This is a genomic window from Salegentibacter maritimus, assembly GCF_016236975.1.
Classification (GTDB): Bacteria; Bacteroidota; Bacteroidia; order Flavobacteriales; family Flavobacteriaceae; genus Salegentibacter; species Salegentibacter maritimus.
On the sequence record NZ_JAEHNY010000013.1, the window covers coordinates 12,793 to 38,692 of the forward strand.

Here is a 25,900-nt window from a genome sequence, read left to right on the forward strand (position 1 = left end):
AGAGTAATCACTACCAAAGGATCACCAGAATTAAAGAAGGTGAAGAAACCGAAAAGAGAGAATACAACACAATGCTAAACCCAACCCGCCCCTACCACCGCACCGAAATAGACCTATTATTCACAAAAGTAAAAGCGCAAATGCAAAAGGAAGCCCTTGTTCGGGGTGATGACGGTAGAGCTCTTTATACTGATTGCTACACAGGTAAAACTTTACGTGGTGGAGATCGATATGACTATGAACATATACGTTCTTCAGAAGCCGTTTTTATGGCTTACCGGGATCGCTTAACAAATGCTGAAATAGCAGAAGTGGTAAATTGTCCTGAAAATGTATCTGTTACCGTTAGGAGTATAAACCAGTCGAAAGGTAAAATGAGATTGGAAGATTGGCTTGATAGATCTAATAATATTTCTGATCACGGCATAAATGTAAACTTGGCTAAAAACGCAGCTGCAAATGCAGATAAAGGTATTCAGAAGAAGGTAAAGGAGATAATGTCGAGAAAGTAATCAGCTTTAAGATATTCGAAATAGAACCGAAAAGTATTCTTATGTTCTTCATATCATCTCTCCATCACTTTTATCAAATTCTTTTAATAGAAATAAGAAAAGCCAAGCAAGCCTCTGTTTTTCTTACCTAAATAAACACAAAGCCTAATAATGAAATTATACTTTTCTACAGCTTACGACCAACAGGTTTTAAAAAATGTTCTGGATTTAAATTCTAAATATATAGGAACCCTGGGATTATTGAATATACTCGAACGAGAATTGGGTTTGTACAAAATATTCAAAGATGAAAAGGAAAGGGCAACTATTTATAAAGATTGCTTATTAGAGAACAAAGAAGGGAGGTTTTATGAAAAGTCTTTAGCTTCTGATGAATTAAACACAGCCAAACAATTGTTGGTGATTCGTGATGAACTAATTTTAATGGGATGGAATCCTCATATGGGGGAGCAGCCAATAAGATTAAGGGAACTAGGCGGTGTAGAAAATTGTTTCACAATAGCAAAGGGGTATGAAGGAGTTGCCGACAGGTGGCAAAATGTAATAAATAACTTGACTCAAGAAAAGATAAACGAGTTCAATAGTCTATCGATATCGGTCATGGACGATAAACACGATTTGCCAAATTACTTGTGTTTGGTATTTGATAAAGTGAAGTCGATTGTTTCTTATGAATCTTCGTCCTTTGAAAAAGAGCAAACGTCGACAAATTTGGAAGAATTTAAAGATCAGTTATATAAATCTATCTATTATCCTTCTGATAATACGGATACATCAAAACTTCTGGATGAAATAGAGAAGGATCGATCTATTCAAATTTTGAACTTCAAGAATGAACAGTTAATGGTTGACTGCTTGGCTGCATACTCTAACAAAAACACTGTTTTTATAAATAGTGAAAATACAAATTTTGATTTTAGTCTGGTTGCTTTAGGGAAGTCTGCTGCGGGATCTATACAGGTTCAGGCCAACCCACAAGTCATTCAAATTATAAAACTAATTATACCCTGTTTTAGTAATGAATTGAATTTACAGTCCTTAATTTCATTTTTAACCCTCTCTCAAAGCCCTTTAGAATTTATTCTAACTCAAAAGCTCGCTAAGCAATTAACAAAAAAGCCTGGAGTTAGTAATAATGATTGGAACTCCATATTAGACTGTTATACTGGAAAAATACTGGAAGAAGAAATAGGTGAAAATGAGAAGAAGTTATTGGAACTATTTGAGACAGAATCTGTCTCTGAAGACATTCTTAAAGAGCGAAAAAAGCAGGTTGACTTATTTTTAACTTTCAATACTCCTGCGGATAAAGGGGTTAAAAAAGGAAAGCGAATCATAGTTTACCTTAAAAAATGGGCGGAAGAAAAAAGGAAGTCAAAAAGCATTTTAGAACTCAAAGAGCAGTTTAGTTATATAGAACAACTTTGTGAGAACATACTAAAGAATTTCGATTTTGAAAATGAAAATGTTTCAAAATTAGAAGACATGATTAAAAGCTTCTATGAAGCTAAGAATTTCACTAGTTATTTCAAACAGGCAGATAGTGTGGATGTTCTAGGGGATATAAGTCTAATTGCGGAGCCTATAAATAAGGAAGTATTTTGGATAGATTTTAATGCAGCCAAAATTAGATCTTCCAATCAATTTTTGTTGAAAGATGAGATTAAATTTTTGGCTGAGAATGGATGGTATAACGAACCTGAAAAGGAAATTAAATTACAATTAAAACAATGGCTTAGTGGTATTATCAATTGTAAGGATAAATTGATACTTTGTACGTTAGAAAATAACGAGAACGAAAAACATCCATTACATTTAAGATTAGCAAGTCTAATTCAAAATAGCACTAAGAAAATAACTATATCGATAAACTCCCCGACAGACTTTTCAAAACATTTCCAGGCTGATTTTGACTTTAAGCAATCCGAAACCATTAACATACCCATAGCCCAAAGCTATTTAACCACCGATGCCCTAAAAAATATTAAAGAAAGGGAAAAAGAAAGTGCATCTAGTATTGAGAAATTTATTGAATATCCTTTTGACTGGGTTATGCAGTATGTTGCTAAATTTTCTAACAATATAGGATTAGACCTTCCAGACGAGAATTTATTGAAGGGAAATGTAGCGCATAAGACCATAGAGTTACTTTTTACTCAGTTTCCTGAATTAGATTTAAATGATTTTATAATAGAAGAGGTATTTGTAGATGTCATTAAATCGGAAGCAGCAATTTTTCTTCAACAAGAAAAACGTTTTGAATTAAGCGAATTCAAGTATCGGTTCATTAAATCATTTAAAAATCTTGTACAATTAATAAAGCTCAATGATTTTAAAATTGAGGCCTTAGAATATGAATTTGGTAGGGAAAACACCTGCCTCATTGATGAATGTCTGGGGAATGTAAATGGATATATAGATCTATTTCTAAAAGACCCAGAAGACAATCCTTTTATCATCGATCTGAAATGGGGCTATTCAGATAAAAAATACATCAAAAAAATTGAAAACAACGAGGCTATTCAGTTAGCCATTTATACTGCCGCCATTAAAGACAGAGATATGGCCAAAACAGGTTATTTTATGCTGAACCAGAATAAGTTTATCACCGCAGTTAAAAATTTGAAGGGGAATAATATTACCGAAATAAATAGTCAAATAAAAAATCGGGAAGTATTGGATAAGATCAAAACATCTTTAGAATTTAGATGGTCAGAATTAAGACAAGGCCGGGTAGAGATTGGAGACAATTTTAGTTTGTCAGAACTTAAGTATTATTCTGAGAAAGGAGTTATAAGCCTACCAGTAGATGGCAAAATTAAGAAAGAGTATCCGTATTCAGGTTATAAATTGTTTAAAGGCATGCTTAAATAGATAGATATGAAAAATATTAAATTCATAAATGCTGGAGCGGGTAGTGGCAAAACTTATCGATTAACAGAAGAACTGGCCAGTTGGATTGGTAAAGGCAATAATGCTAATGAGGTTTTATTGACAACTTTCACTAAAAAAGCAGCTGCAGAAATAAGAGAGCGTGCAGAGGCTAAACTACTTGATAATAATAATTTTATCCAGGTGAATAAGTTGCAGCAAGCCTTCATTGGTACAGTTCATTCCGTAGGATACCAGTTCATTAAAAAGTATTGGTACCTATTGGGAATTTCTCCTGAATTGAATGAGATATCTGAAGTGGAGAAGGATATTTATTTTTCTAAAGCCATTTCAGAAATTCCCACGGAGGACGAGCTTAGTAGTTTGGATGAACTTTGCTATCAGTTTGACTTTAGGGATACTAATAATTTTTTTAATCCAAGACAATGGAAAGAAGATGTGCAGTATTTAATGAACGCATCTTTGCTAAACAATATTGACATCGCTGGATATGACCAAAGTCTATTAATCTCAGAAAAAAAGATCAAGAGATTGTTCAACGGGAACTTAACTGTTGAGCATCTAAAAGCGCTGGTGCAAAAAATAGAACAAATCTTAACTAATAAGGGGGTAGGCAAATGGAAGGACGCTCAAAAAAAATGCAATAAATTATCTCATCCAAAAAAAATTGATCTTAAATATGCTCTAGATGTTTGTAAATTAATCGATAGTTTACAATCCATATATCCAGACGGAAAGACTAAAAAATATGAGGATGTAAGATCTCTTTTTCCAGAAGAAAACATTCAGGATTTTGAAATTTTTAAAGACTCTGTTTTAAAATATAATGAGCTAATATTTAGCATTGCCGGAAGATCTTTAGAGATGTATCGCAAGTTTAAACAGGAAGAAGGTTTGGTAGATTATACCGATATGGAAGTTTATTTCCTAAGCTTACTTGATAAAGAAATCGTTCAGAACGAAATAAAGGAAAGCATCAAGTTGGTGATGGTAGATGAGTTTCAGGATTCTAATCCCATCCAATTGAGCATTTTCATGAAATTATCCCAATTGGTCAAGCAGTCTTATTGGGTGGGCGACCCAAAACAAGCTATTTATGGGTTTAGAGGATCAGATCCTGTGTTGATTGACCAAATTATTAAAGAATTTACCAAACAAAATAACCAGAGCCTATCTATTGATTTATTGAAAATGTCCTGGCGTTCTGTTCCCGAATTGGTCAGTCTGTCCAATCAAATTTTTGAAGAGCGCATGTTGGAACAAGCTTCTGATATTTATTTGAAAACTATAGATCAAATTCATGGGCCAGGTACGAACAATCCAAACAGCGAAATTAAAGAACGCTTCAATAAATGGGTTGATAACCGAAAAATTGATCCATTAAAAAAGAAAGATACCATAGGCTTGCTACCTGCCAGAAACTCATGTTTGGAGTTAGGTGGTAGTCCAATTAAGTTTTGGAATTTTTTAAACTACGGAGCGAAAGGGTCTTTGAAAGCCGCTACGAACAATATATACTTTCAGAAATTGGCTCAAAAAGCAGCTTCTATAATCGAAGATGGCAAAAAAGGTAAATTCAAAGTAATTGACAAGGAAACAGGAAACAGCAGAAATATTGTAGGGAATGATATTTGTTTTTTGGTCAGTTCGAATAGGAATGTGTCTGAGTTATCTCAGGAGTTTCAGAAATTAGGCTATCCTGTAAATGCTATGGTAGAAGGTTTAACAAATACCATTGAATATAGAATCATTCAAAATGTGGTTACTCTTTTTTTAGATAGGAATAACGCACTTTCTATAACTGAGTTAGCATACCTTACTGGTGAATACCCTTCTGTTTCAGGTTTGTTAGAGGAACGTATTAATCTGCTGACTTCTCTAAATAAGAAGGATCAGGATGATCCAGATTTTGATTTCAATAAAGCATTAGTTGATTGGTTAAGCGATAGTGAACATAGAAAATGTATAGAATCGCTGAAGGCTCAATCCACTTACTTATCTGTGTACTATACTTTACAAAAAATCACTAATCAATTTAATATTTTCCAAAAATTATTAAACTTTAGGAATGCCGATCTTAGGAAGGCAAATATTTTAAAGTTGTGTGAGTTGGCAAAAGAATATGAAACCTATTGTATCAACATGAATTTAGGAAGCGGACTACTTGGCTTTTTAAATTTTGTTGAGTCGAATAAAGAATATAATGTTCAGGCCGCAAATACTAACCAGGATGCAGTAAATGTAATGACCTATCACAAGTCCAAAGGACTGGAGTGGCCAATGGTTATACTTTCAGATCTACACAAAAATCCTTTAGATAATTTTCATAGAAATGAAATTTTTTCAACCAAAATCATAAATAATGCAGAGTTAAATGTAAGTGATCCATTGGAAAACCGAAGTATCGAGTTTTCTTTTTGGCCTTTCGGAACTAGTATCTCCGCTAATGATGTTTTAAAAGAAAAGATAGAAAGTGAGCCGAATTATTTCAAAAAGGAAATTCTTAAATGCGACGAGTATAGCAGGTTGATGTATGTGGGAATCACAAGAGCAAGAGACTATATTGTTTTTTCAACAAATAAATATAAAGATGTCATCTGGTTAGAAAACCTTATACCAAATTGGAGTTTAGAAAAGAGCTTAGACGAAATTAATTTTAAGAATACGGATAGGATTACAAATAACTTTTTCAGTTTAGACCAACCTGTAAATGTTGATTACGAAAAGATAATGCCAGACAAAGAGTTTGAGGTTGGATTTGAAGAACCAACACTTATATATTTTGAAAAGCAAATTCCTGTTAGTCAGAACAAGCCTTACCTCTTAAACCCAAGTAAAGTTGAAGCTCTGAAAACTTGTAAAGTGAATCTGGTTGAAGAACTACATGGAAGGTTGACCGTAAATACGAATGATTCAACAGAATTAGGTAATACGCTTCATCAGTTTTTATATATAAAAGATAGAACCTATTTCAAAGAACAGGTTTCAAAATCAGAAACTTTCATAGATTTAGGAATTTCCAAGGAACAATTTATTGACAACGTTAGAAGTTTCAATGAATTTATTAATTCCAGGTACAACATTTCAGTCCAGCACCCTGAATTGTCAATAGAAGTAGAATTAGAAAATCAACTGGCAAATGGTGAAGCAGATTTAGTTCTAGAGACAGACAAAGGGCTTATTTTAATAGATTTTAAATCTTATGCTGGAAATGAAGATGTTCTAAATTCTAATTGTGAAAAATATGCTGGGAAGTATAGTGGTCAATTGGATTTGTATGCACGAATGTTAGAGAAAAATTTAGAGCCAAAAAAAGTAGTTGCCCGCCTAATCTATTATGTGGTGCAGGGTAAAATTGTTGAATTAATTAAATAACATTCAGAATTACTAATAGCTCTGATTGAGGCAATAATTGCTTGAAAATAAAGCGTTCATTTGGTCAAAAAGCTAAGGTTTTCTAAGAAAAATGGGATATCTAAAAAAATGGTCTAAAATTCCACTTAAAAATTCAATCCAATGATCTACCCCTCAAAATTCCCAACCTACAACGATAACCACGCAGAAAAAAAAGTTTTTGAAGCCCTTCAGAAACTTGACCCTCACAATTTCGAAGTTTTTTGGAGTCGCGGATTTACGGGAAAGACCAAAGAAGAAGATAAGCACTACGAGATTGACTTTTTGATATTCGACCTTCGGGAAGAGCGGCTGGATCATATTTATGTTATAGAAGTCAAAGGCGGTAAGGTAGCATATAAGGCTGAAGAAAATGCCTGGTATCAGAATTCTCGGGAGATGACACCAGGCCCTGATCTGCAGGCTATGGGGTATGTTTCAAATATACTTAAAAGGTATAAAGATGTGATTGAGCATAAAGTCCCTATTAGTTGGATGCTCTGGTTTCCCGATGGAATTATCGACAAAGAGAATATGCCTACCCAATGCGAATCCTGGAATGTTCTGGATCAGAATGACCTGGATGATCCTGAGGAGGCTTTGAACAGGGCGGCAGAGGCTGGGGAAAGCGATTATGACCATTTTAAAAGGATCTCCGTAGATGAATATAAAGGTAAAATTCAAAAAGATCTGCTGCAGGGGCTTGAGGTTTCTCAAAATTTCAGGACGCTACTGGAGAATATGAACATAAATATAGATAAGGCAGAAGAAAGCCAGAAAGCTTTTTTAAACGGACTTTGGAATCACTCCCGTTTAGCAGTGGAAGGTGGCGCCGGTAGCGGCAAAACCGTGCTGGCCAAATGTGCGGCTAAGGTTTTGAAAAAGAAAGGAAAAAAAGTACTCTTCTTGTGTTATAATACTTATTTGTGCTCCCAACTAAAGACAGGTCTGGATCCAGAAATAAAAACCGATAATATCCACAATTTGATGAGGGAATTTACGGATGACCGGGAGCCGGGTTGGTTTGAGCTCCAGGTTAAAGACAGAAAATTTTGGGATAAGGGGCTGCCGGAAAAGTTTAAAGAATTACTGAAGGTCTACCCACTTCAAGAAGAAGAGAAATTTGATGTGATCCTGGTAGACGAGGCCCAGGATTTCGAAGTTGGCTGGCTTAATATGCTCCTCAAATATCTTAATCCAGAAGCTCAGTATTTTCTTTTCTACGACAAGCGGCAAAACATTTTTGAACGGAATTTCGTATTGCCCCAGGGACAAAATTGGCACCTTCATCCTTTAAATTGTAACTACAGGAATACCGGAAAGATCAATGCCTTTATAAATGAGTACGTTGGAACAGATGCTGTTTCTTATGGTGTTGAAGAAGGGGAAGAAGTTAGAATTAAAGATTATTCCCCTGAAGATATTGCAGGAATTCTAAAGAGGTGCTTGCTCGAACTACACAGTGTCGGGAAAGTACCGAAAGACCAGATCATGATCCTTACAGACGGTTCTACTAAAGACTGGGACCTGACTATCCACAGTAACGGCTTCGAATACGAGATCCTGGACCCAGTGAAGGTAAGGGAAAGTGAAAAGATATATTTCTCCTCCATCCGCCGCTTTAAAGGTTGTGAGGCTCCTGTAGTGATCCTGCTTCTTAAGAAAAGGTTGGAGAAGATCAAAAACGGAGAAACCAAACATAAGAACCGACTTTATACCCAGCTTAGTAGGGCGAAGGGTTTGCTTTATGTGCTGGAGCCGGAAGAGAATTAAGGTTAAATTTTAAGGCCTTTATTTATAAAACTTTATGAAGATAAAATTAGTACCGAATAATTGGGAGGGTTTATGAAACTCAACACCAAATAGAATTAAAAGGTTAAAAACTAAAATTGGTAGTGTGTGTAAAGATTACAAATTAGCCAATTTTATCCTCGGTTTAGTACATTTTGATTCGGATAGATTGTTGCAAAACCATTAATTGATATTAAAACAACATGGATAAAATAGCATACGAATGTTTAAAGGGGTTCGATAGAAAGTTTAAAGAATCAGATCATAGTCCCTTATTACATAAATTAAGTCCCTTTGAGGAAATGATGGGAGGAGATTATTCGGGGCAAAATCTGGTTGCTAAAATTATTACTACAGATGAATCCTGGAACCATATGTTAAATACAAAAGGTTTTGGGAAAGGTGTAAAATATAAAAAAGCGCAAGCCTATAAGGAGAAATTAATAACAACCTGGAACAAAATAAAAGAAAATTTCGAAACGGAAAACGAAAAGGAGATATCAAAATTGATGGGGCTTTACCTCTGGGATTTAAATGATGAAGAATTTTCTCATTCTTACCTTGGAGTAATTAAAGAGGCAATAAACCAAAATAAACTTTGGAAAAATCCTATAGTGAGTGATATTTTTTGTGCGCTTTTTATTTTGCCCCAGAAAGAGTTCGAAGGTCTTCTTAATGATATAGCTGATAAACATAATGTTGACAGAGAAAGAGTTAGACAGCTTAAAGTTGAGTGTCTTGAAAATTTTGAGCAGGATTTTTGGTTTTTAAAAGATAACCTGATAAAAAATAAGCTTCAAAATCTCTTTGATCTGGATTTACATAAGCTAGTGCAAATAGAGGATAAAACTGCGCGTATTAATGGAACTGAAGGGGTGCATTTTAACAAAGAATTTTATACCATAATCTTATCCATATCTTTTGACCTTGTTTTGATTGGTGATACTAATGATATTACAAGTCTGAACAACCGATCTAATAAAGGAAACATTTGGAGCAGTCTCTACCTCCAAACAAATTTAGAAAATGAAAGATGTGATCTTGAAGGTTTAATTAACACCTTAGCTATCGAAATGAATCAGCGTAATTATCGCATAGAAGAAGATGTGGTAGTTGACTTATCTCCTTTCATTGATAGTGCACTTGATTATTCTGAAATAGAACGTTACAATAAAATTATTGCTGTAGAACTTGAACTTGACGTTGAACTCACACGGAAGGAGGCTATAATAAAACGTAACTCTCATGTTACCCAGCCTGAAATGGTGGAAATAGCTTTACGCGAACTTGGTGGTTTTGCATATGCAGATGACATATTATCAAAAGTTTCAGAGATTTTTCCAGAAAAGGATTGGACAATGCCGGTACTAAGAGCCTCTTTTAGAGGAGAACATTTTTATTCTGTAGGGAAAAGTGGACTTTTCGGTCTAAAAGATGTAAAGGATTTAAGAGATGAAATAGGCAACGGCACAATTAACGAAGTTGTTCATATTTATCTAGCACGAAAAGATACGCCTTTACATATTTTCGAACTTCTTGAACATATTAATCAACTTTTCCCGCGGTCCAAGACGCATCATTCTTTGCACACAATTTTGGAACAGAACAGTAGAGGGTATTTTATAAAATTTGATGGCGGATTCTATGGACTAGTAGACAAGGACTATGAAAATATTGACTTCCCAAAAGTTGTTGGAGGTCATGCTAGATATATGAGGCAAATAATTGACGAATCAAGTGGAGTCAATTACAATAATATTTATGAGATTTTTCATCAGCGTTATGGACATTTAGAGGTGCAGGTAAAATACCTGCTGGAACAAATGATCGAATCCCGCAAAATTGATTTAATAGATGGTTTTTTCTATGCTCATAAAGCTGTAGAGATGTTTCAATCAGGAGAAGATGAAGATTCTGAAATATCCGAAGAGGAAATTGATGTGGAACTTGACCAGGATGAGCTTGATTTCGAGGAGCTGAATCAGCCCGATATGCCGGAGGAGTTCGTGAGAGATGCCTTAGCTCAAATTAAGATAAGGAGAGGACAGCCGAAATTTCGTCAGAAACTTTTAAAGTTGTATAGGAATACCTGCATAGTGACGGGCTGCAAGATTCCTGAGCTTTTAGAAGCTGCGCACATACTTCCGCATTCTTTAAAAAATGATTATAGTCTTTCTAATGGGGTATTATTGAGAGCTGATATTCATACGCTTTTTGATCTGGGTATGATTGCCATTAATCCTGAAAGTTTGAAATTGAAAATGCACGAAAAGTTATTGGAATCTAAGGAGTATGTTGATTTGGATAATATGGATATAGGCTCCAAAATCTCCCAATTACACGAAAAATACAAGCTTAGCAAGGAAGGATTGGATTGGAGATGGAATACTTATATAGAACTGAATTAATAAATTATATTCTCAAAACCTTATAAGATGGTTTAGTAAGCTTATAGTTTCACATAAAGTTATAAAAAAGGCGAAGCTCCACGGTAATCCTGCCGCTTACTACATTCTAAACGCTAAAAAACTTCTTCAATTTCTCTTTGAATTTTCTTTAATTGTTTTGGGAATCTGGATTTTTCATTAAAATACATTTTATAATAATCTTCCACGTGCAGAGCGTAATCGAGGGAATCTTGAGTCAAACGGGAATACTTTCTTATTAGTTTTTGAACCTGTGTTAAAAGGCTTTCCAGGTTGTATGGATCATTCCCATGAGTGTTCCAAAGTAGCAGAATATTATTGAACACTGGCTGCCAAACCTCATCGTGCCACACTTTGAATGAACTAGGGCTAATAAAGTTTTCACTAGCTCTTTCTTCAGAAGTAGGATGGCTTTGCACAATTGTAACCGCTCTTTCTTTAACAAACTGTAATACAGAGAAATATGGATTAGACTGAGGGTCTTTTCCTTCTTCTTTAGATTGTATTATCACAGAATTTCTGATTCTTGAATTAGAATCAATAAAATGGTCAAGGGCTTCTGCTAGTTCTGTACTCAAATCAAATTTTTTTGACAAATGATTTTTATACTTTTCTCGTAAATCCTCAAAAGCCTCTGCGTAAAAATCTACTATTTTATATAACTCCACATAAATTTCCTTCCAATTTTCTCCTGGATGAAAAAATCTCATAGCTTCATAAAAACTCACTCGATCTACATCTAGAATAAGCTTAGGGTATGTTTTAGGGGCAAAACCCATTTTATTCATTTCCCACGGTTGTAACTTTTCTTTTTCAGTAAATTCTTCTGCCGATTTATTAAGGGTATTAATATCTTTTAAAAGCTCTCTTGTGAATAGTGATATAATATCTAATCTATCGCGATGTTCTTCTATTCGATTTATTTCCATAACCTCCATTTCCGCTTGCTTGGTCCTTCTTTGGTATAAGAGATCTAAAAGAACCAGGAGAATTGCGATAAATGATAAAATGCCAGCCAAAAGGCTAGCATAGGAGGATATTACCCCTTCTCTGTTTGTAAAATCAAAATCAAATGGTTTCCAATTTTCCGTTTCAACTATAGCTTCTTTTGATAACCAAATAATAAAGAAGGAAGTAAAAATGAAAACTATTATAACGCTGACGAGGGAGTATCTAAATTGTTTGGCGGTCATTTTAAACAGTTTACTTTTTAATTTTTTTTACTCCAACAAAATACCTTTCTGCATAAGAATCTGGTTATTTGAATAAAAAGGTACATCAGTATTTCCTAACACGGAAGCAGGTACATTAGAAAGCTCTGGAAGATTATCCATAGGCACGATAGTAGTTTTAGCTCCATTTTCAGATAACATTGTAATTTTGTCCGCTAAATTAATGGACTTTTCTACAGCACCACCTACAGAAATGTTCCCAAGAACTGCCAGCCCTGGCTTGAGGTTCTTCTTATAAATCGATGATATAATGGACATATATACTGCCGATCCTATCCCGGTTGATATGTTCGAGCCGAGAACCGTGGTTACCTGTACAGATAGATCTAAAGAGGATAGAGAATGTTGGGAATTCAAGATGCTCTTTTCGTTTGCTTTTATATACTGATAAGTGTTCTTGATGTTTTCTTTCACCTTAGTATTGCTCAACCCGGTAACATTTAATTTACCTGATCCTTGGGTAGTAACTACCTCAATTCTCACTAATGCAAGGTGATCGCCATCACTTGTACAAGTATAGCAAACTCCTGGCTGTAGGGGAGTATTTTCGATTAGATGCGAACCTTTTTCCTCAGGTAGCCCTACAAAATGTTCTTCCTGGGATTCTTTATCGATGTAAGAGAAGTTTGTGTCCCAGAATTCCATACCGCCAATACGCTTTAGTTGTTCTTTGACTCTTCTACGCATCTCCAGCGCAATTTCCAAGTATTCCTTTACATCTTCTTTAGTATAGGTGCCATCGGGATGCAATAGTTTGATAAAGCCTGAAACTGTTTTCTTTACAGGTTTAGTATCCCTCTGTTTTAAATGAGATCCCAGAGAAAAATGCTCTTCTAGTACATCTGTATATGTAATTCGGCGAAAGGACTTTAAACACTCTGAAAAATAGTCTGTACTAAAACCGTAACTATTTGTGAAGTTCTTCGGTGAAAACTTTATCATTTCCCATCCGGGCAGGTAAAAATGTAATCTGTCCAGAAAAGCGGTATCTGTATTTACTTCATCAGATAAGGCAGCAAAAAGGTGGCTGGTTTGTAAGATAGTTTCTACGGGTTGATTAATGTTTCCATTTAAAATTATGGATGCAACCCCCGTGATTTCGCCTCCGGTACCTGCCCGTGAAAAGGACCCTGATTCTAAGTAATCTTTCATTAATGGAATTGCATCACTGTCTTTAAAAATCTTATCGGTTGCTTCATCGAAACATATAGCGTCCCATTGACCTACAGCACCGACTCTTCCCGTGGACCCGTGAACAAATAATTTGGCAACGGTTCCCTGGCCACCTGAAATTAGCACAGCATAAGGAGTAAGCTCTTTATATACAAAGGATTTTCCAGTAGACCGGGGTCCCAATTCAATAAAGTTGAAATTGGATTCTACCATTGGGATCAGTCGAGATAGCAGAAGCATTTTGATCCGGTGAGACATTCCTTCAGATTCAGGTTCATAGCCACAACTCCTGAGCAGAACATTTAACCATTCTCCTTTAGAAAATTCTTTTCGCTTAGTTATCAATTTCGAATTATCGAAAGATGATAACTGGATTGGATTAATATCCTTAATTACAAAAGGATGTAATACTGCACCATCTTTGCTGTAAGCATCATATTCGACGTCTATAATTGCCCATATTCCTCCCATTAACATCTTATCGTGCTCGGAAACCATTGCATCAGAAATAACTCCATCTTTAATATTGCTGTTTTGCAGTTGGGCCCAGTATAGATCTTTCTTGGTATCTAGTTTTACCGAAATCTTGTCTATGATTTTATAAGAACCTTCCTGTCTTATGCGAGATTGGATTAAATTACTTTCTTCAGGGTTTACATAATGTTCAGAAAGGATTTTCTTAACATTTTCCATTCCCTGTCTAATCTTCTCCTCATCATCTGTTGAACAGGAATTAGCAATTAAGTATTCTAAAACGAATACTGGTACATTAGCGCCGACCTTAACCGATCTTACTAAATCTTTTTTTACTACAAATCCCCTATAATTCTCAAGAAGTTTATTATCTAAGTTATCCAGTGTGATCATATCTTATTTTTAAAGCAGGCCTCCTAAATTTCTAGAAGAGTTTTTCTTAATTGTAACTTTATCTAATTGTTCTTTAGTTTGAGCATCTAACACCTTCATTTCAATTTCATCTTCAGGTCCAAAACTGAACTCTTTATTAATGTTTTCACCTTTTTCAATATTGAAAATATCACTTTTATTTATTTCCTTTCCGTTATGGAAAAATAATAAGATCAATTTACGCTGAGAATTAAATAAATCTATAGAATCTACCTCGGCTTGAATTTTTACTGCATAAATATCTCCTTCAATTTCTTGAAGTTCATCTTTATTTACAATTCTTACCCTTAAGGTTGATTCAGAACCTTTTGCTTTCGTCCACTTCAGAAATGGGATAATTGTTTCCTGTGGTGAAATCCCTCCATGACTAAATCCATATACTCCAGGAGTCTTAAATGGACCTAATCTTTTGGCAAAATAGCAATAGTTGAAATTCTGATATGTTATCTCTTCTTCATGGAGAAGATTTTCATCTATGTCCATTGAGTCCTCTGTTCTAATATATCGCTCAGATTTTTTTCCTACTCCAGAAACATTAATCTCAATTTTATCAGAGTTTTCCAGAATTCCAGTGAGAACATAACCATGATCTGTAACCAGGAACACCTCATCATAGCCGTTTTTGAATAGCTGATCTATTTTAGAGGAATATAACTCGACCGCGACATCAAAATGCTTCAAAGCTTTTTGCTGATAGGTTTCACCCAACTTATCTGGATCTTTACAACTACAAATTAGATATTCCTGATCTGTATTTTCATTTACAGATTCTAAATCTATAAATTGGATCTTCTTTTCTGGATTATTACTATCCAGAAATTTCTCTCTATCACTTTTGCTCTTTAATACTTCGCCAGTATTCACATATAGCTGACTCATATTATGCTCAGTCTCAGAGGGAAGCCCTGCGTACATATAATCATAGCCCTTATTAAGAGTATATTCCTTAGACACAGAAGAAATAATATCCTGAGCAAATTCATAAGAAACACCATCTCCCACGATAATTGCTATTTTACCCGTTGATTCATCAAGAAGCCTCTGAATGGTCCCAGTCTGATTAGATTCGTAAGAATCTATATATTTAAACCATTTGTCTAAAAATAGATCTGTAAAGTTTTTATAATAGTTCTGAAAAGGACTAATTAGGCTTTCACTATTCAAGAAGCGGGTATATAACTTACGAATAGCAGAATCTAGTTTATAAAAATGCTTAGTATAAAAATTAGTGCATTCTTCTAAAGAGGCTAATTGATTAATATTTTTTTCGTCAAACTCCAGAAGCACCTTTACATCTTTCCAAAATTCAACATCTAAATTTCTAGCTGCTTTAGATTGTATTCTTCTACTGATTTTTGGAAGGAAACTTGAAGTGTATTCAGGATCTGCTAATTGTTCACTTAAACCTTTTAGCCAGATTTCATCAATTTCAAGAAAGGGGTGGGAAGGATGCACGTTAAAAACTTCAACCTTCCTCTCTAATTTATATTCTCTTAAATATTTATCAAGCGAGCTTCGGTAAGTATTACTATCTAGCCAGGATTCATATATCCCTAAAAACGAAGTACTAATATTATTTTGCAATAAACTTTTGAAGATATAATGGGCAACTTCTTTTGCTAAGGTTTTTGCTGGTTTATCCACATAATCCTGACCTATTAAATCGTTCAGGTTTTTATAGAATATTTCTTTTACCTTTCTATCATAATCACTCAAATGGTTTTTGGGATCATGTAAGAAAGGCAATAATTCTCTCTCTAACTCAAAAATTTCGGAAGCTCCTTTGTGACTTAAATCTACCCAATAAGATTCTTCATTTCCTACACTTACTTTGGCTGCAGAAATTAATTCATCTTTAGGTAGGTTGATATTTAGATTTAAGTGCTTACTTACCTTTTGCTTTATGTAATGATCCAGATATTTAATCTCAATGAATCCATTGGTTTCGCAATATTCTCTAATGTACTTTAGGTCAGATTTAGGAGTATTGGTATAGATTAGAATCTTTTTTTGAGGAAGGCCTTTCTCTATTTCATACTTGACTTTTAATTCCTCCAATTCACTTTTTGGTGAAACAATAGTAAATTCATCATCTAACTGTTCTATCAAAAATTTTGCTTCTTTTGATTCATCTATAAATACAGCCAATTGATGATTAGAATGTATCTTTTCCAGATCATTTTTAAACCACTTATCTATCATGAGATTTCTTGATTAAGTTCTTCCTCAATTTTGGGAGCATCTTCTATTTTATGGTCATACATAAACTCTAACCCAAGTACTTTATACTTGGTTAATTCATCTATTTCATCAAAAGATTCTCCTATGTAATCACATAAAAATTTAAGGATATCCAAACCTCTGTTTAATATATGCTCTGGAGTCCACTCTTTCTCATTGGCAACAACTCTGGCACTCATGGAATCATAGGCATAACCTCTATTTCTATAACCAGGACCTTTTTTACTTTGATCAACCTTAAAGTTAAATGGATCATTGCTTAAAGAAGAGTTGTCACTTTGTGAGATTGCTAATAAATTTCCTAAACTATTAGCTAAATTTCTCCTCTGCATCGAATCGTATTCTTTAAAACTACTCCAATTGTTTTGAATCCTTTCGTAGGGAGCCCTTGCATCTTCAATAGATTTATCTTTATTGGCAGCATACTCCTCTAAACTTAAGGTTGCACTCTGGGGAAAAACATGTTCTATACTATCATTCTTCTTAAACTCCTGCCACATAATTTCACTACTTTGAGTAGTTGTAAAGTTTTGAGTTCTTAAATACTGGTCGTATAGGAATAATAAATAATGACGTCCTGACCATTTATAAAAGCCTTGTTTTTTACCCAGTTCAAACATTTCGTAACTTTGATTCACGAATAGGTTAAAGCGATAATACCAAGAAGTATACTCGAGTATTTCTTCATTAGTTTCATCTGGTTTTTGATTATTTGCATAAACCTGATGTGCTAAACCATATATCTTACTATCACCTGTATTACCTCTTTTGTTGGATAAATCGAATAACTTAAAACTGTATTTTTCTAAAGATTGGATGGTTTCAATGAAATCATTTCGATCAGGTCTTGTTAAAATGGCAAGTAAAATTGGTTTAAAAGAAGCTTTTAAACCAACCTGATGGATTCCAGTTACAGCGTCTTTAACTAACTGATTTTCTATTTTAAAATATTGTGGATTGTGAAGTTTATTCCACCATATAGAACATTTCTGCAATGACTTTATATAGTTTTCTATATCCTCTATACTTAGCTCTTTATCATAAACACTTTGAAGATTAAAATATTCGTCAAATAAGAAATTAGCATAAACATTGGCCTCATCCCGGCTATAGCGATCAAAGTATACTATCCAATGGTTTTTAATAAAATCTTCATCATCTAAAGGTCTATGTTTATTTTGACCTAAGGATTTGTAGATGGTAATCCAAGCTTTATTGATAGATTCACCTAACTGCTTCTTACGCGCTTCATTAAGTGCAATCTGATCTGGAGTTGCCTGTAGCCCTACTTCAAACTTATCGTTTAAATAGAGTAAACGGTTTTTTAATTTCTCAAGTTGTGATAAAGGTTTACCTCTATTGTTCATAGTCTCAAAAACTACATACTCATCTAACTCTTCCGGTAAAACATATTCATTCAGTTTGAGCTGAGAAGTAACCTTATTAAATAAGCCTTCAAGGGAATTTTCATTATCAGCAAGATAGAGTTCTACCATAGCTTCAAAAAATGCCTTAGCTTTTAGCAGGTTCTCGGTATAGGTACTTTCTTCACTATCATCCTCAACTTCGTTTAAATTCAAAATATGCTTCCGGAAAAATTTATCACTAGGGTTATCCCTATCGTATCCAAAAATATATGCATATACACCGTTACGTTTTATATATAGGTATTGGATTTCCACATCCCCCTCTCTTATTCCTAAAGTAATATTCTGTTTATTCGCCTTATCTATTATAACAGAGAGTAAAATTAAGATGCTTGTTATTCTTTGCTGACCATCAACAATTGCATATTGCTTAAAATTTGGCAACCATTGATAATCCTTTTTCTTTACCTCTACCAATGTTAAAAGGCCGGTATAATGCCATTTACCTTCTGGTATATTCAAAAGATCATCCCATAAATCTTTTAGTTGTCCCTTGACGTTTTTCAATGGATCGTTAGATGTAAGATCTACTGACTTATTATTAGCCCAAGAATATCCTCGTTGATAGGAAGGTATTCTTAAAATTCTGTTCGTAAATATTTCGTGAATTGACTTTAAGTCCATTACCAATCTGCGTTTAAATATTTTTTTAATTGCCCGGCATTTAGAACATCATAGGCGAGCATCTTTTTCTTTTGTAGGGGAGCGATATTTTTACCCACTCCATCATCTAAAACAGCATCATAACCTTCCTCCAGGAGTTCATCTATTTTAGATTTAAAATTCTCAATTTCCTTGAGTTGTTTATAGATTTTCTCAAGCTCGTTTTGCTCAGAGGCGGTTGGGGTTTCCTTGGCCTTTAAATCGCTCTGGCGGTTTTCCAGGGCTCTTTCACGCTGCTCAATATATCGCGAACGTATGCTTAACAGCTTATCACGGTTCCACTTATAAATTATAAGATAACAATCAAATCCCTGCTCCGGGCCACTAGTAAGATGCCAGATAAAAGGAGCTTTTGGCAAATACATAAAAAGGTTAAGATGATCTGAAAGGTCTTTAAAGAAATAACTATTTATATAGGAGTTTAGGTCCCTACCCAAAACAGAGTCGAAAGAAGAATACTGCGCCATAGGAAAGCCTTTTTCTATAAACTTTTCCTCAATACGATCCAGCAATACTTTCTCTCCAGCATTGGGTACTAAGGGTATAATCCCATCTTCATCCTCCATTAGAATTTCTCGAATCATATCTGCCAGAAATTCCATGGCCAGATCATTCATTCGCTGCTTAGGAATTACATTACTTTCTTTAAACCAATACCAGACATTAATAGGATTTACCTGATGCCTAATGCAGAACTCCTCTAAATCATTATTACTTTGATAGAGTTGAGGAAATTCACTTTCAATAACATCTTTTTCATTTGCATCGAACTCTTTTTCAGATAAGCTTTCTATATAATCTCGAATATTTTCTAAAGTAAATCCTTCTATTTCATTTTTCAAATATGCATTTTTAGCATTAACACTTACGGGTAAAGCTCCAATACTTTGCCCCTCTTTCGTTAATACCATCTCCTTATCTAATTTTGTTAATTCATAAACATCGAAAATTCTTTCATTGATTATAGCTTCATTTATTAAAATTTGCGTTTTCAGCCAATTATCAGCATTGAAATATATTGAAATAGATTTTTTGAATTCCTGAAACTCTGTACTTGAATTTATTGGACTGCCCATAAAATTCCTTTCATAGACAAATAAACTTTTCAGATATTCAACAATATTTATGTTCCTTTTTGATAAAGCAGTTACTAACTTTTCTAATCTTTTTTCTGGTATAACAAATGGCACCCTTTTTAAATCCCCTACCTGAGTATTTACCGTAGGATTTAGGCAACTAGTTATATAGAAACACAACTTGGAATTCATGAATGCTATTGAATAATCAATATTCTTATAGATAAATGGAAATATACAAGACCCTCCTACATCAAAAACATTATTTTCTGGTAAATATCTGAATGATGCTCCTTTCGATCCAGAAGCTGAATAGGTTAACCCTTTGAGAAAATAATATTCCTTACTCGGTAGATGGTTACCGTGATTCAATAAGTAGTCATAACCTTCTTTACTAAAATCAACAACCAACCATAAATTGCCATACCATTTTTGATAAGGACCTCCTTTAGAATAACCCACCCATTTTTTTTCGTCAGATCTTTTTGTTGATATTTCACTTTGATCAACCTCCCACCAGAATCTCAAGCATCTATTATTATTGCCTGTAGCGATACCTTGTCTAACCTTCAATAACTCATTAATAGATTTACTTTTAAACTTCTCTCTAAAATCATCACTAATCCAGTAAATAAATGGCCAAGATGTAATAATTTTCAGTTTTGTTTGGGGTATTGAATAGTTATTGGTAAAATCATCACCTTTAATCAGCTTATCATAAGCTTCAACAAAAGCTTCATATCGTACTCCTTCGTAAATATTATTAAGCTTGATAAAAGTTGATTTATTTTCCTTTAATCTTTTATCTAATACATACATAGCTGAATCAACACGTGCAGATGAATTAAACATCCCCAAGTAACCCCATTCGACGAATAGATCAATATGTGATTTTTCTAGGATAAATTTTCGAACATCCTCAAATGTTTTGATGTACATAAAGGTAGGGGGATGAACCATTGCAACTTTTCCTTCTTTTTTTGTTAATTCAAAACTACGTTTGATGAAAGCAGCAAAAAGGTTGGTATTGAATTTATAAGGTTTTTTATAATTAGATTCTATAAACTTTTTTAAATCAGGTCCAAAATCACTGCTATCCGTATAAGGTGGGTTAGCTGTAGCGATATCGTAAGATTGAGTAATCAGTTTTAAGAAAGTTACTGCGTCCTTTGTTTTATCAGTCAGAAAAGCATTTCCTTGCTGGCTAGCAAATTGCAAAAACGCTTTCTCTAAATTCTTTAAAAAATTACTTTTAAACTCCTTTTGCCTGGCTTCTTCTTCCTCACTAAACATTTTTCCGGAACTGCTTTTTACGGCAATAAGGTGGGCATCAATTTTTTCATTGAGCCTAATAAGGCTTCCAAACTTGTAGGCGTTCTGAAGATCTTTCCAAATAGATTCAGCTACTTCCAGTTGTCTGGAGTCCAGTTGAGCATCTCCCTTTAAAATGGGATACACAAATTCAAAATCTACCAGATGAAAATCAGAGCTTACCACATTAAAATTTAAGCTCTCAAGGTTTCGTTTTTTCTGCTGGGCTTTAATCCATAAACCTAGTTGGGCTAGTTGAATAGCACGATCATCCAGATCTATCCCGTGCAGGTTATTCTCAATGATTAGCTTTGGAATTTCATCCTCTTCATAGTCGGCACCATAATCATCTATCTGGTCCTCATAAAGTTTATAAAAGAACTCAAAGGCATAAAGCAGGAAATTACCAGACCCGGCGGCCGGGTCAATCAATTTTACTTCATGTAAAGGCTTTGGTTCCCGAACTCGAGACTCTGGCGCATTGGCAATTTTAAAATTGTCCTTTATATCTGAGTCTGGATACATCTCCAGGTACATTTTGCCCAGAGAATTCTGCACCAAAAATTCCACCACCCAGCGAGGAGTATATACCTGGCTTTGAAGACTTACTTTGTCATACTCAGTCTTAGCACCGCTTTCCTTATGAGCTTTCTTTTTTGAGTTGTTATAACTCTCATACAACCAGCCTAAAATATCATCACTTTCCCAAATGTCATCTTCAATTTGTGCATCCTGCTCTACTGCATTAAAGGCCTCTATAATTTCGTTTAACTCAATAACATTAGGAAGCAGTGCGTAAGGGTAGGATTTATGGTAAAGTGGAATACTTTCACCCAGAATATTAAATTCTTCCTTAAGGTACTGGCGAATCCCTTCCAGTTCCTCATTACGCATTTCAGGATGTTTCTCCAGCCATATTTGATGGCCAAATGATCTGCCACCATGCTCTGCCTCTTTGGTAAGAATAGGTGGAAAAAGTTTTAGAGATTCCATAACCTTTACGGCTGCAAAACGGTTGAAAAGCGTAAAGGTTAATTCTTCCAGAGCTTTTTCCCTGGCTTCCTCGTAAGAACCAAGATCATCCTTGTGACTGGAAACCAACACGTCAAGTTTTTTTCTTTTACTTACAAGATTGGAAGGAAGTTTGAAAGCATCCAAAGCCTTGGTTGTACTAAGGCCTAATCTTGAAAATTGGTTGTCAAATGATTTATGTATTAAAAGACGTATTTCTTCTACATGATCTGCTAATTTCATACAGTTTGCATGTTGTTTATGGTTAGTTCAATTTCCTTGTCGTCTTCCAAACCTGCAAGCTCGTGAAGCTGATAAGAAAGTAGCCTTCTGTATTCAGCAGCGGTCATTACTTTTTTATCAACTTTAAAAGTGATCTTCTTAGGTTTTGCAGGATCTGGATCTGGAAGGGGCTCTTTGGTAAAATTAGATTTAATCGAAAGTAGTTCTGTTGCCTTCTGAGGAGCCAGGGCCTTATAATTTATAATATCGGTTAAAGAGTAATTAGAGTTTTGACATTTGATATGGAATTCAAGTTTGATATCATCCACAATTCTATTTTCGGCATAACTTGAAAGAGACTCCAACCTATTTAGGTTATTTTTATTAAGATCTGCCGGATAGTTTTGCTGTAAATCATTTTTTGCCTTCTCAATTTCTGTAAGCAAATTTTTATAATCCTCGCTCATGGTTTCAGCGTTGGATTTCATCAGTCCATAATACTCATCTCTAATTTTCTGAGCGGAAGACTGAAGATCACCAAAACTAAGCATAACGTCCTTTTGCATGGCCTCATCAAACTTTGCCGTTTGTTCGGTAATAACCTCATTAGAAATATCAGTCTTCTTCAGCTCTTCATTTACAGCTATAACAAAACGCTCATATCCATTTAAAACATTTAAATTTTTATTCAGGAATTTTTCAGCTTTTAGAATTGTCTTAACTGCTTTTGAATATTCAGGTAAAGAACTTAGGAAGTCTTCAGATTTCTGGATATAATTGCTTTCCGTAGTTTTTGAAGAATACATATGCAATTCTGTATTATGCTCTGCAATACTAGGGAATAACTTATCGAATTTATGCTGAGAAGACCTAAGAGTCCTTACTTTGGTTATCATAGCTTCTGCTAAAATTGAAATAGCATCGGCTACATCAAAATCACTGGCAGTCCAGTCAATTTTCTTCTCGGTATGTTTTTCATAGTCCAGATCTAATAAGGCCTGAACAATATCATTTTTCTGCGCCGCAGAAAGAGACTTTGTAATCGCTTTAAACCTGGCATTTTTAAATTTAGCTCCAGAAGTAAAAACTTCATGTGAAGCCTTGTCCTGGTATGAGAAATACTCGGTATCATTAAATTTTACTACTAATCTGCCAGCACGGAATAAAACAGCTAAAGCAGTAGAAATTGTACCATAGGAATACCCCCATGGAGCTCTTGAATACTCTTCCTCAAGGCTCTTACCATCTATATAGCTAGATAATCTTCTTGATAACTCGTCTATTAATTTTAAATTTTCTCCTACAAAGTTACCGTTGGAATCAAAGAACTTGAATTCATCACTGGGGAAGTACTTATGTAACTTTTCATTACTTCGCTCCCTTAAAATCTTTTGCCCCTCATTTTCAGAAAGTTGTCTGCTTAACCTTTTGGTATATACATTTTTAATCAGCTTCCTTTCTGTTTCATTAATATTGCCCTTAAAGTTATCTGGATTTAAAAGGTTTTCATCAAACAAATAAATGATAGATCCATTTTGATAAGCAGCGGTTATTAAATTGATTAGATCTTTTTCTTTTTCAGTTTTAATACTTGCAAACCGGTCTACAATTCTTCTTTTTTCAGAGTCTGAATCATTCCCATACATTCTCTCAATTTCCACATACTTCTGAACTTCTTCCAGGAGCTTATCAATTTCCTTAAATTTAGAATTATCGGGAACCAGGCTAATTAGATCTTTCTTATTCTGGGTATCGAACTTAACATGCTCTATAAAATCTTGTCTGTCTTCATTTATATTGAATAAACTATAAGTTGTGAAGTTCAGGTTCTCGTTATTAGCAGAAACTATTTCGTCACCTAGGTCTGTTTTTATGTTGAAATTATAGGTTACTGAGTCTTCGGTTATAGTCGAAACAGGCTTAAAAATTCCGGAAGTTTTTAAATAATTCACCAACTCTCTTTTCTTAACAAAAAGCGGTATATCCAATTCACTCATCTCCTCCAGGATCTTACCTTCCAGATCTGAGGTTATTTGATAATGATTATTTGATACAAGTAAAATTTTGGATTCGACAAGCAAATTTAGAGCCTTCTCCACCTCGGGCTTGAATTCGTAATAAGTGCCGGTATCTGTTATATATAATTTAGTAATATTCTCCAGAGAACCGGAAACGAGTTCTGATTCATTAATAAAATGAATCGTCTTCATCAAATGCTCTCCATTCAAATTTAGACCTTCATTTTCAATAATCAATTTGGCATTATGATATTTGTTCACCAAATCGGTTGGAGGAGCAGTTTGAGCTTCAGTACAAATATCATAAGCCGTAGTGAAGCAATAGGTTTCCCGATTCCTTAATTCCTTTCTAAGAATATCGAAAGTCGTAATAATCATCCCCCTGGCAGCAATCTGATTTGAAACCAGAGCGTTTGAACTGAATAAAAACTTTTGAAGCAGATGAAATTGATATTTGTGAAATGGGTAATAAATCGCGAATTCGTCTGCAGAACTTGTTTTTGTTGGAAATGAAGATTTAAGGTTGGTTGCATCACTAATTAAACCGTCATTCTTTTTATAGAAATCAACCAGATCTTTAAAAGCTTTGTCCTTTTTCAGTAATAGTCTACTCCTGATAATCTTATCCACTTCTGTAGATTCCAAGTGAATTTTAGTTTTAAATCTATCAGTAACCTTAGTTAATTGAGAAACAGTCACATTTTGATTACTAATAACATCATCTAGTTTCTCCTGAGCAATTGCAATGGTCCATACCCTTTTATCGAAAGTTGAAAGTGCTTCACTGATTCCCTCTAAATCTAAAAGGGTGAATTTCTTCTGTTTTACAGCTTCACTAGTTTCATCAAAAATAAATACCAGGGTTTCCTCTGGAGAATACTTTAAATATTTAGCGATTTCTTCTTTCAGGCTTTCCGCAGAAAAACTTTGTATTGCATTACTGTAAACATCCAGGGTATCATTATAATCCTCTTCGGAATAATCCATGGCAAGAAATACCTTTCTCATAGCCATGGCCACTTTTCGATTACTCTTCTTTACATTTTCCCAGTCATCTCCAAAAATCTCTTTAGCCTTTTCTCGAAGGAATTCATACTTGCCATCTATAAGAAGATCATATTCCATATAACCATACCTATCGGTACGGAATCCTAGCTTTTTCAGAAATTTTGTAAATAGAGTAAAGGCAAAGCCATTATCTGTATTCTGCTTCGCAGCATCAAGAAGTACAACACTACTGTTAATTGAATCTAATTTTCGGATACTACTTTCTATCAAACCTTCATTCTTCACCCCTCGAAGTCTTGGTATGAATCGATCTCTTGCCGATGTTCCATTGATATTTTGATTATCTATAATATATCCAAGCATTTTACCGAAGTAGGATTTACCCGAACCATAAAACCCGGATAACCAAACCCCTGTTTCTTTAATGTTTCCGGTATATTGAGAAATGAATTTGGTAAGATGCTCTCCTAATCCATCGGTAATTATATATGACTCAATCTCTGACTGAATTTCATTTTCCGATTGATCCTCTAAATCGATGACATTTTTAATATCATCTTCTAAATCTAATTTTAATATATCTTTTATTGCAGCCATA

At 34.4% G+C, this 25,900-nt stretch carries 11 protein-coding genes; 5 read left to right on the forward strand and 6 right to left on the reverse strand.

Annotation, left to right across the window (positions count from 1 at the left end; genetic code table 11):
• Nucleotides 1-71: 71 nt before the first annotated feature.
• The 5 genes from I6U50_RS13420 to I6U50_RS13440 all read left to right on the forward strand — a co-directional run bounded on the left by I6U50_RS13420 (nucleotide 72) and on the right by I6U50_RS13440 (nucleotide 10,996).
• Nucleotides 72-512 carry an RNA polymerase sigma factor gene (locus tag I6U50_RS13420; protein WP_198639214.1) on the forward strand — a complete coding sequence of 147 codons (441 nt, stop codon included), beginning with the start codon at nucleotides 72-74 and terminating at the stop codon, nucleotides 510-512.
• Between the two features lie 150 nt (nucleotides 513-662).
• Nucleotides 663-3,386: a PD-(D/E)XK nuclease family protein gene (locus I6U50_RS13425; protein ID WP_198639215.1), complete on the forward strand. Its 2,724-nt coding sequence runs from the start codon at nucleotides 663-665 to the stop codon at nucleotides 3,384-3,386.
• A gap of 6 nt (nucleotides 3,387-3,392) precedes the next feature.
• Nucleotides 3,393-6,779, forward strand: coding sequence for a UvrD-helicase domain-containing protein (locus I6U50_RS13430; protein WP_198639216.1), 3,387 nt, complete (start codon nucleotides 3,393-3,395; stop codon nucleotides 6,777-6,779).
• Nucleotides 6,780-6,920: 141 nt separating this feature from the next.
• Nucleotides 6,921-8,570 (forward strand): AAA family ATPase, encoded by a 1,650-nt coding sequence (locus tag I6U50_RS13435; RefSeq protein ID WP_198639217.1) that lies wholly within the window; start codon nucleotides 6,921-6,923, stop codon nucleotides 8,568-8,570.
• A 221-nt stretch (nucleotides 8,571-8,791) separates the two neighbouring features.
• Entirely contained in the window at nucleotides 8,792-10,996 is a 2,205-nt protein-coding gene (locus I6U50_RS13440; protein WP_198639218.1) for an HNH endonuclease, read from the forward strand.
• 113 nt (nucleotides 10,997-11,109) lie between these two features.
• Here I6U50_RS13440 and I6U50_RS13445 read toward each other — a convergent pair whose 3' ends face one another.
• From I6U50_RS13445 to brxC, 6 genes are read right to left on the reverse strand one after another with little or no spacing between them, the layout of a single operon-like run.
• Nucleotides 11,110-12,207 carry a hypothetical protein gene (locus I6U50_RS13445; protein WP_198639219.1) on the reverse strand — a complete coding sequence of 366 codons (1,098 nt, stop codon included), beginning with the start codon at nucleotides 12,205-12,207 and terminating at the stop codon, nucleotides 11,110-11,112.
• Nucleotides 12,208-12,234: 27 nt separating this feature from the next.
• A complete protein-coding gene (brxL, locus tag I6U50_RS13450; RefSeq protein WP_198639220.1) occupies nucleotides 12,235-14,286 on the reverse strand; it encodes a protease Lon-related BREX system protein BrxL in 2,052 nt (683 codons plus the stop codon).
• Nucleotides 14,287-14,295: 9 nt separating this feature from the next.
• Nucleotides 14,296-16,527, reverse strand: coding sequence for a hypothetical protein (locus tag I6U50_RS13455; protein ID WP_198639221.1), 2,232 nt, complete (start codon nucleotides 16,525-16,527; stop codon nucleotides 14,296-14,298).
• Nucleotides 16,524-18,617, reverse strand: a complete 2,094-nt coding sequence (locus tag I6U50_RS13460) for a DUF262 domain-containing protein (protein WP_198639222.1) — start codon at nucleotides 18,615-18,617, stop codon at nucleotides 16,524-16,526. The genes I6U50_RS13455 and I6U50_RS13460 overlap by 4 nt, the downstream gene beginning before the upstream one ends.
• Entirely contained in the window at nucleotides 18,617-22,297 is a 3,681-nt protein-coding gene (gene pglX, locus I6U50_RS13465; RefSeq protein WP_198639223.1) for a BREX-1 system adenine-specific DNA-methyltransferase PglX, read from the reverse strand. The genes I6U50_RS13460 and pglX overlap by 1 nt, the downstream gene beginning before the upstream one ends.
• On the reverse strand, nucleotides 22,294-25,899 hold the full coding sequence (gene brxC, locus I6U50_RS13470) for a BREX system P-loop protein BrxC (RefSeq protein WP_198639224.1): 3,606 nt from the start codon (nucleotides 25,897-25,899) through the stop codon (nucleotides 22,294-22,296). Before brxC ends, pglX begins: the two co-directional genes overlap by 4 nt.
• Nucleotide 25,900: the final 1 nt, after the last annotated feature.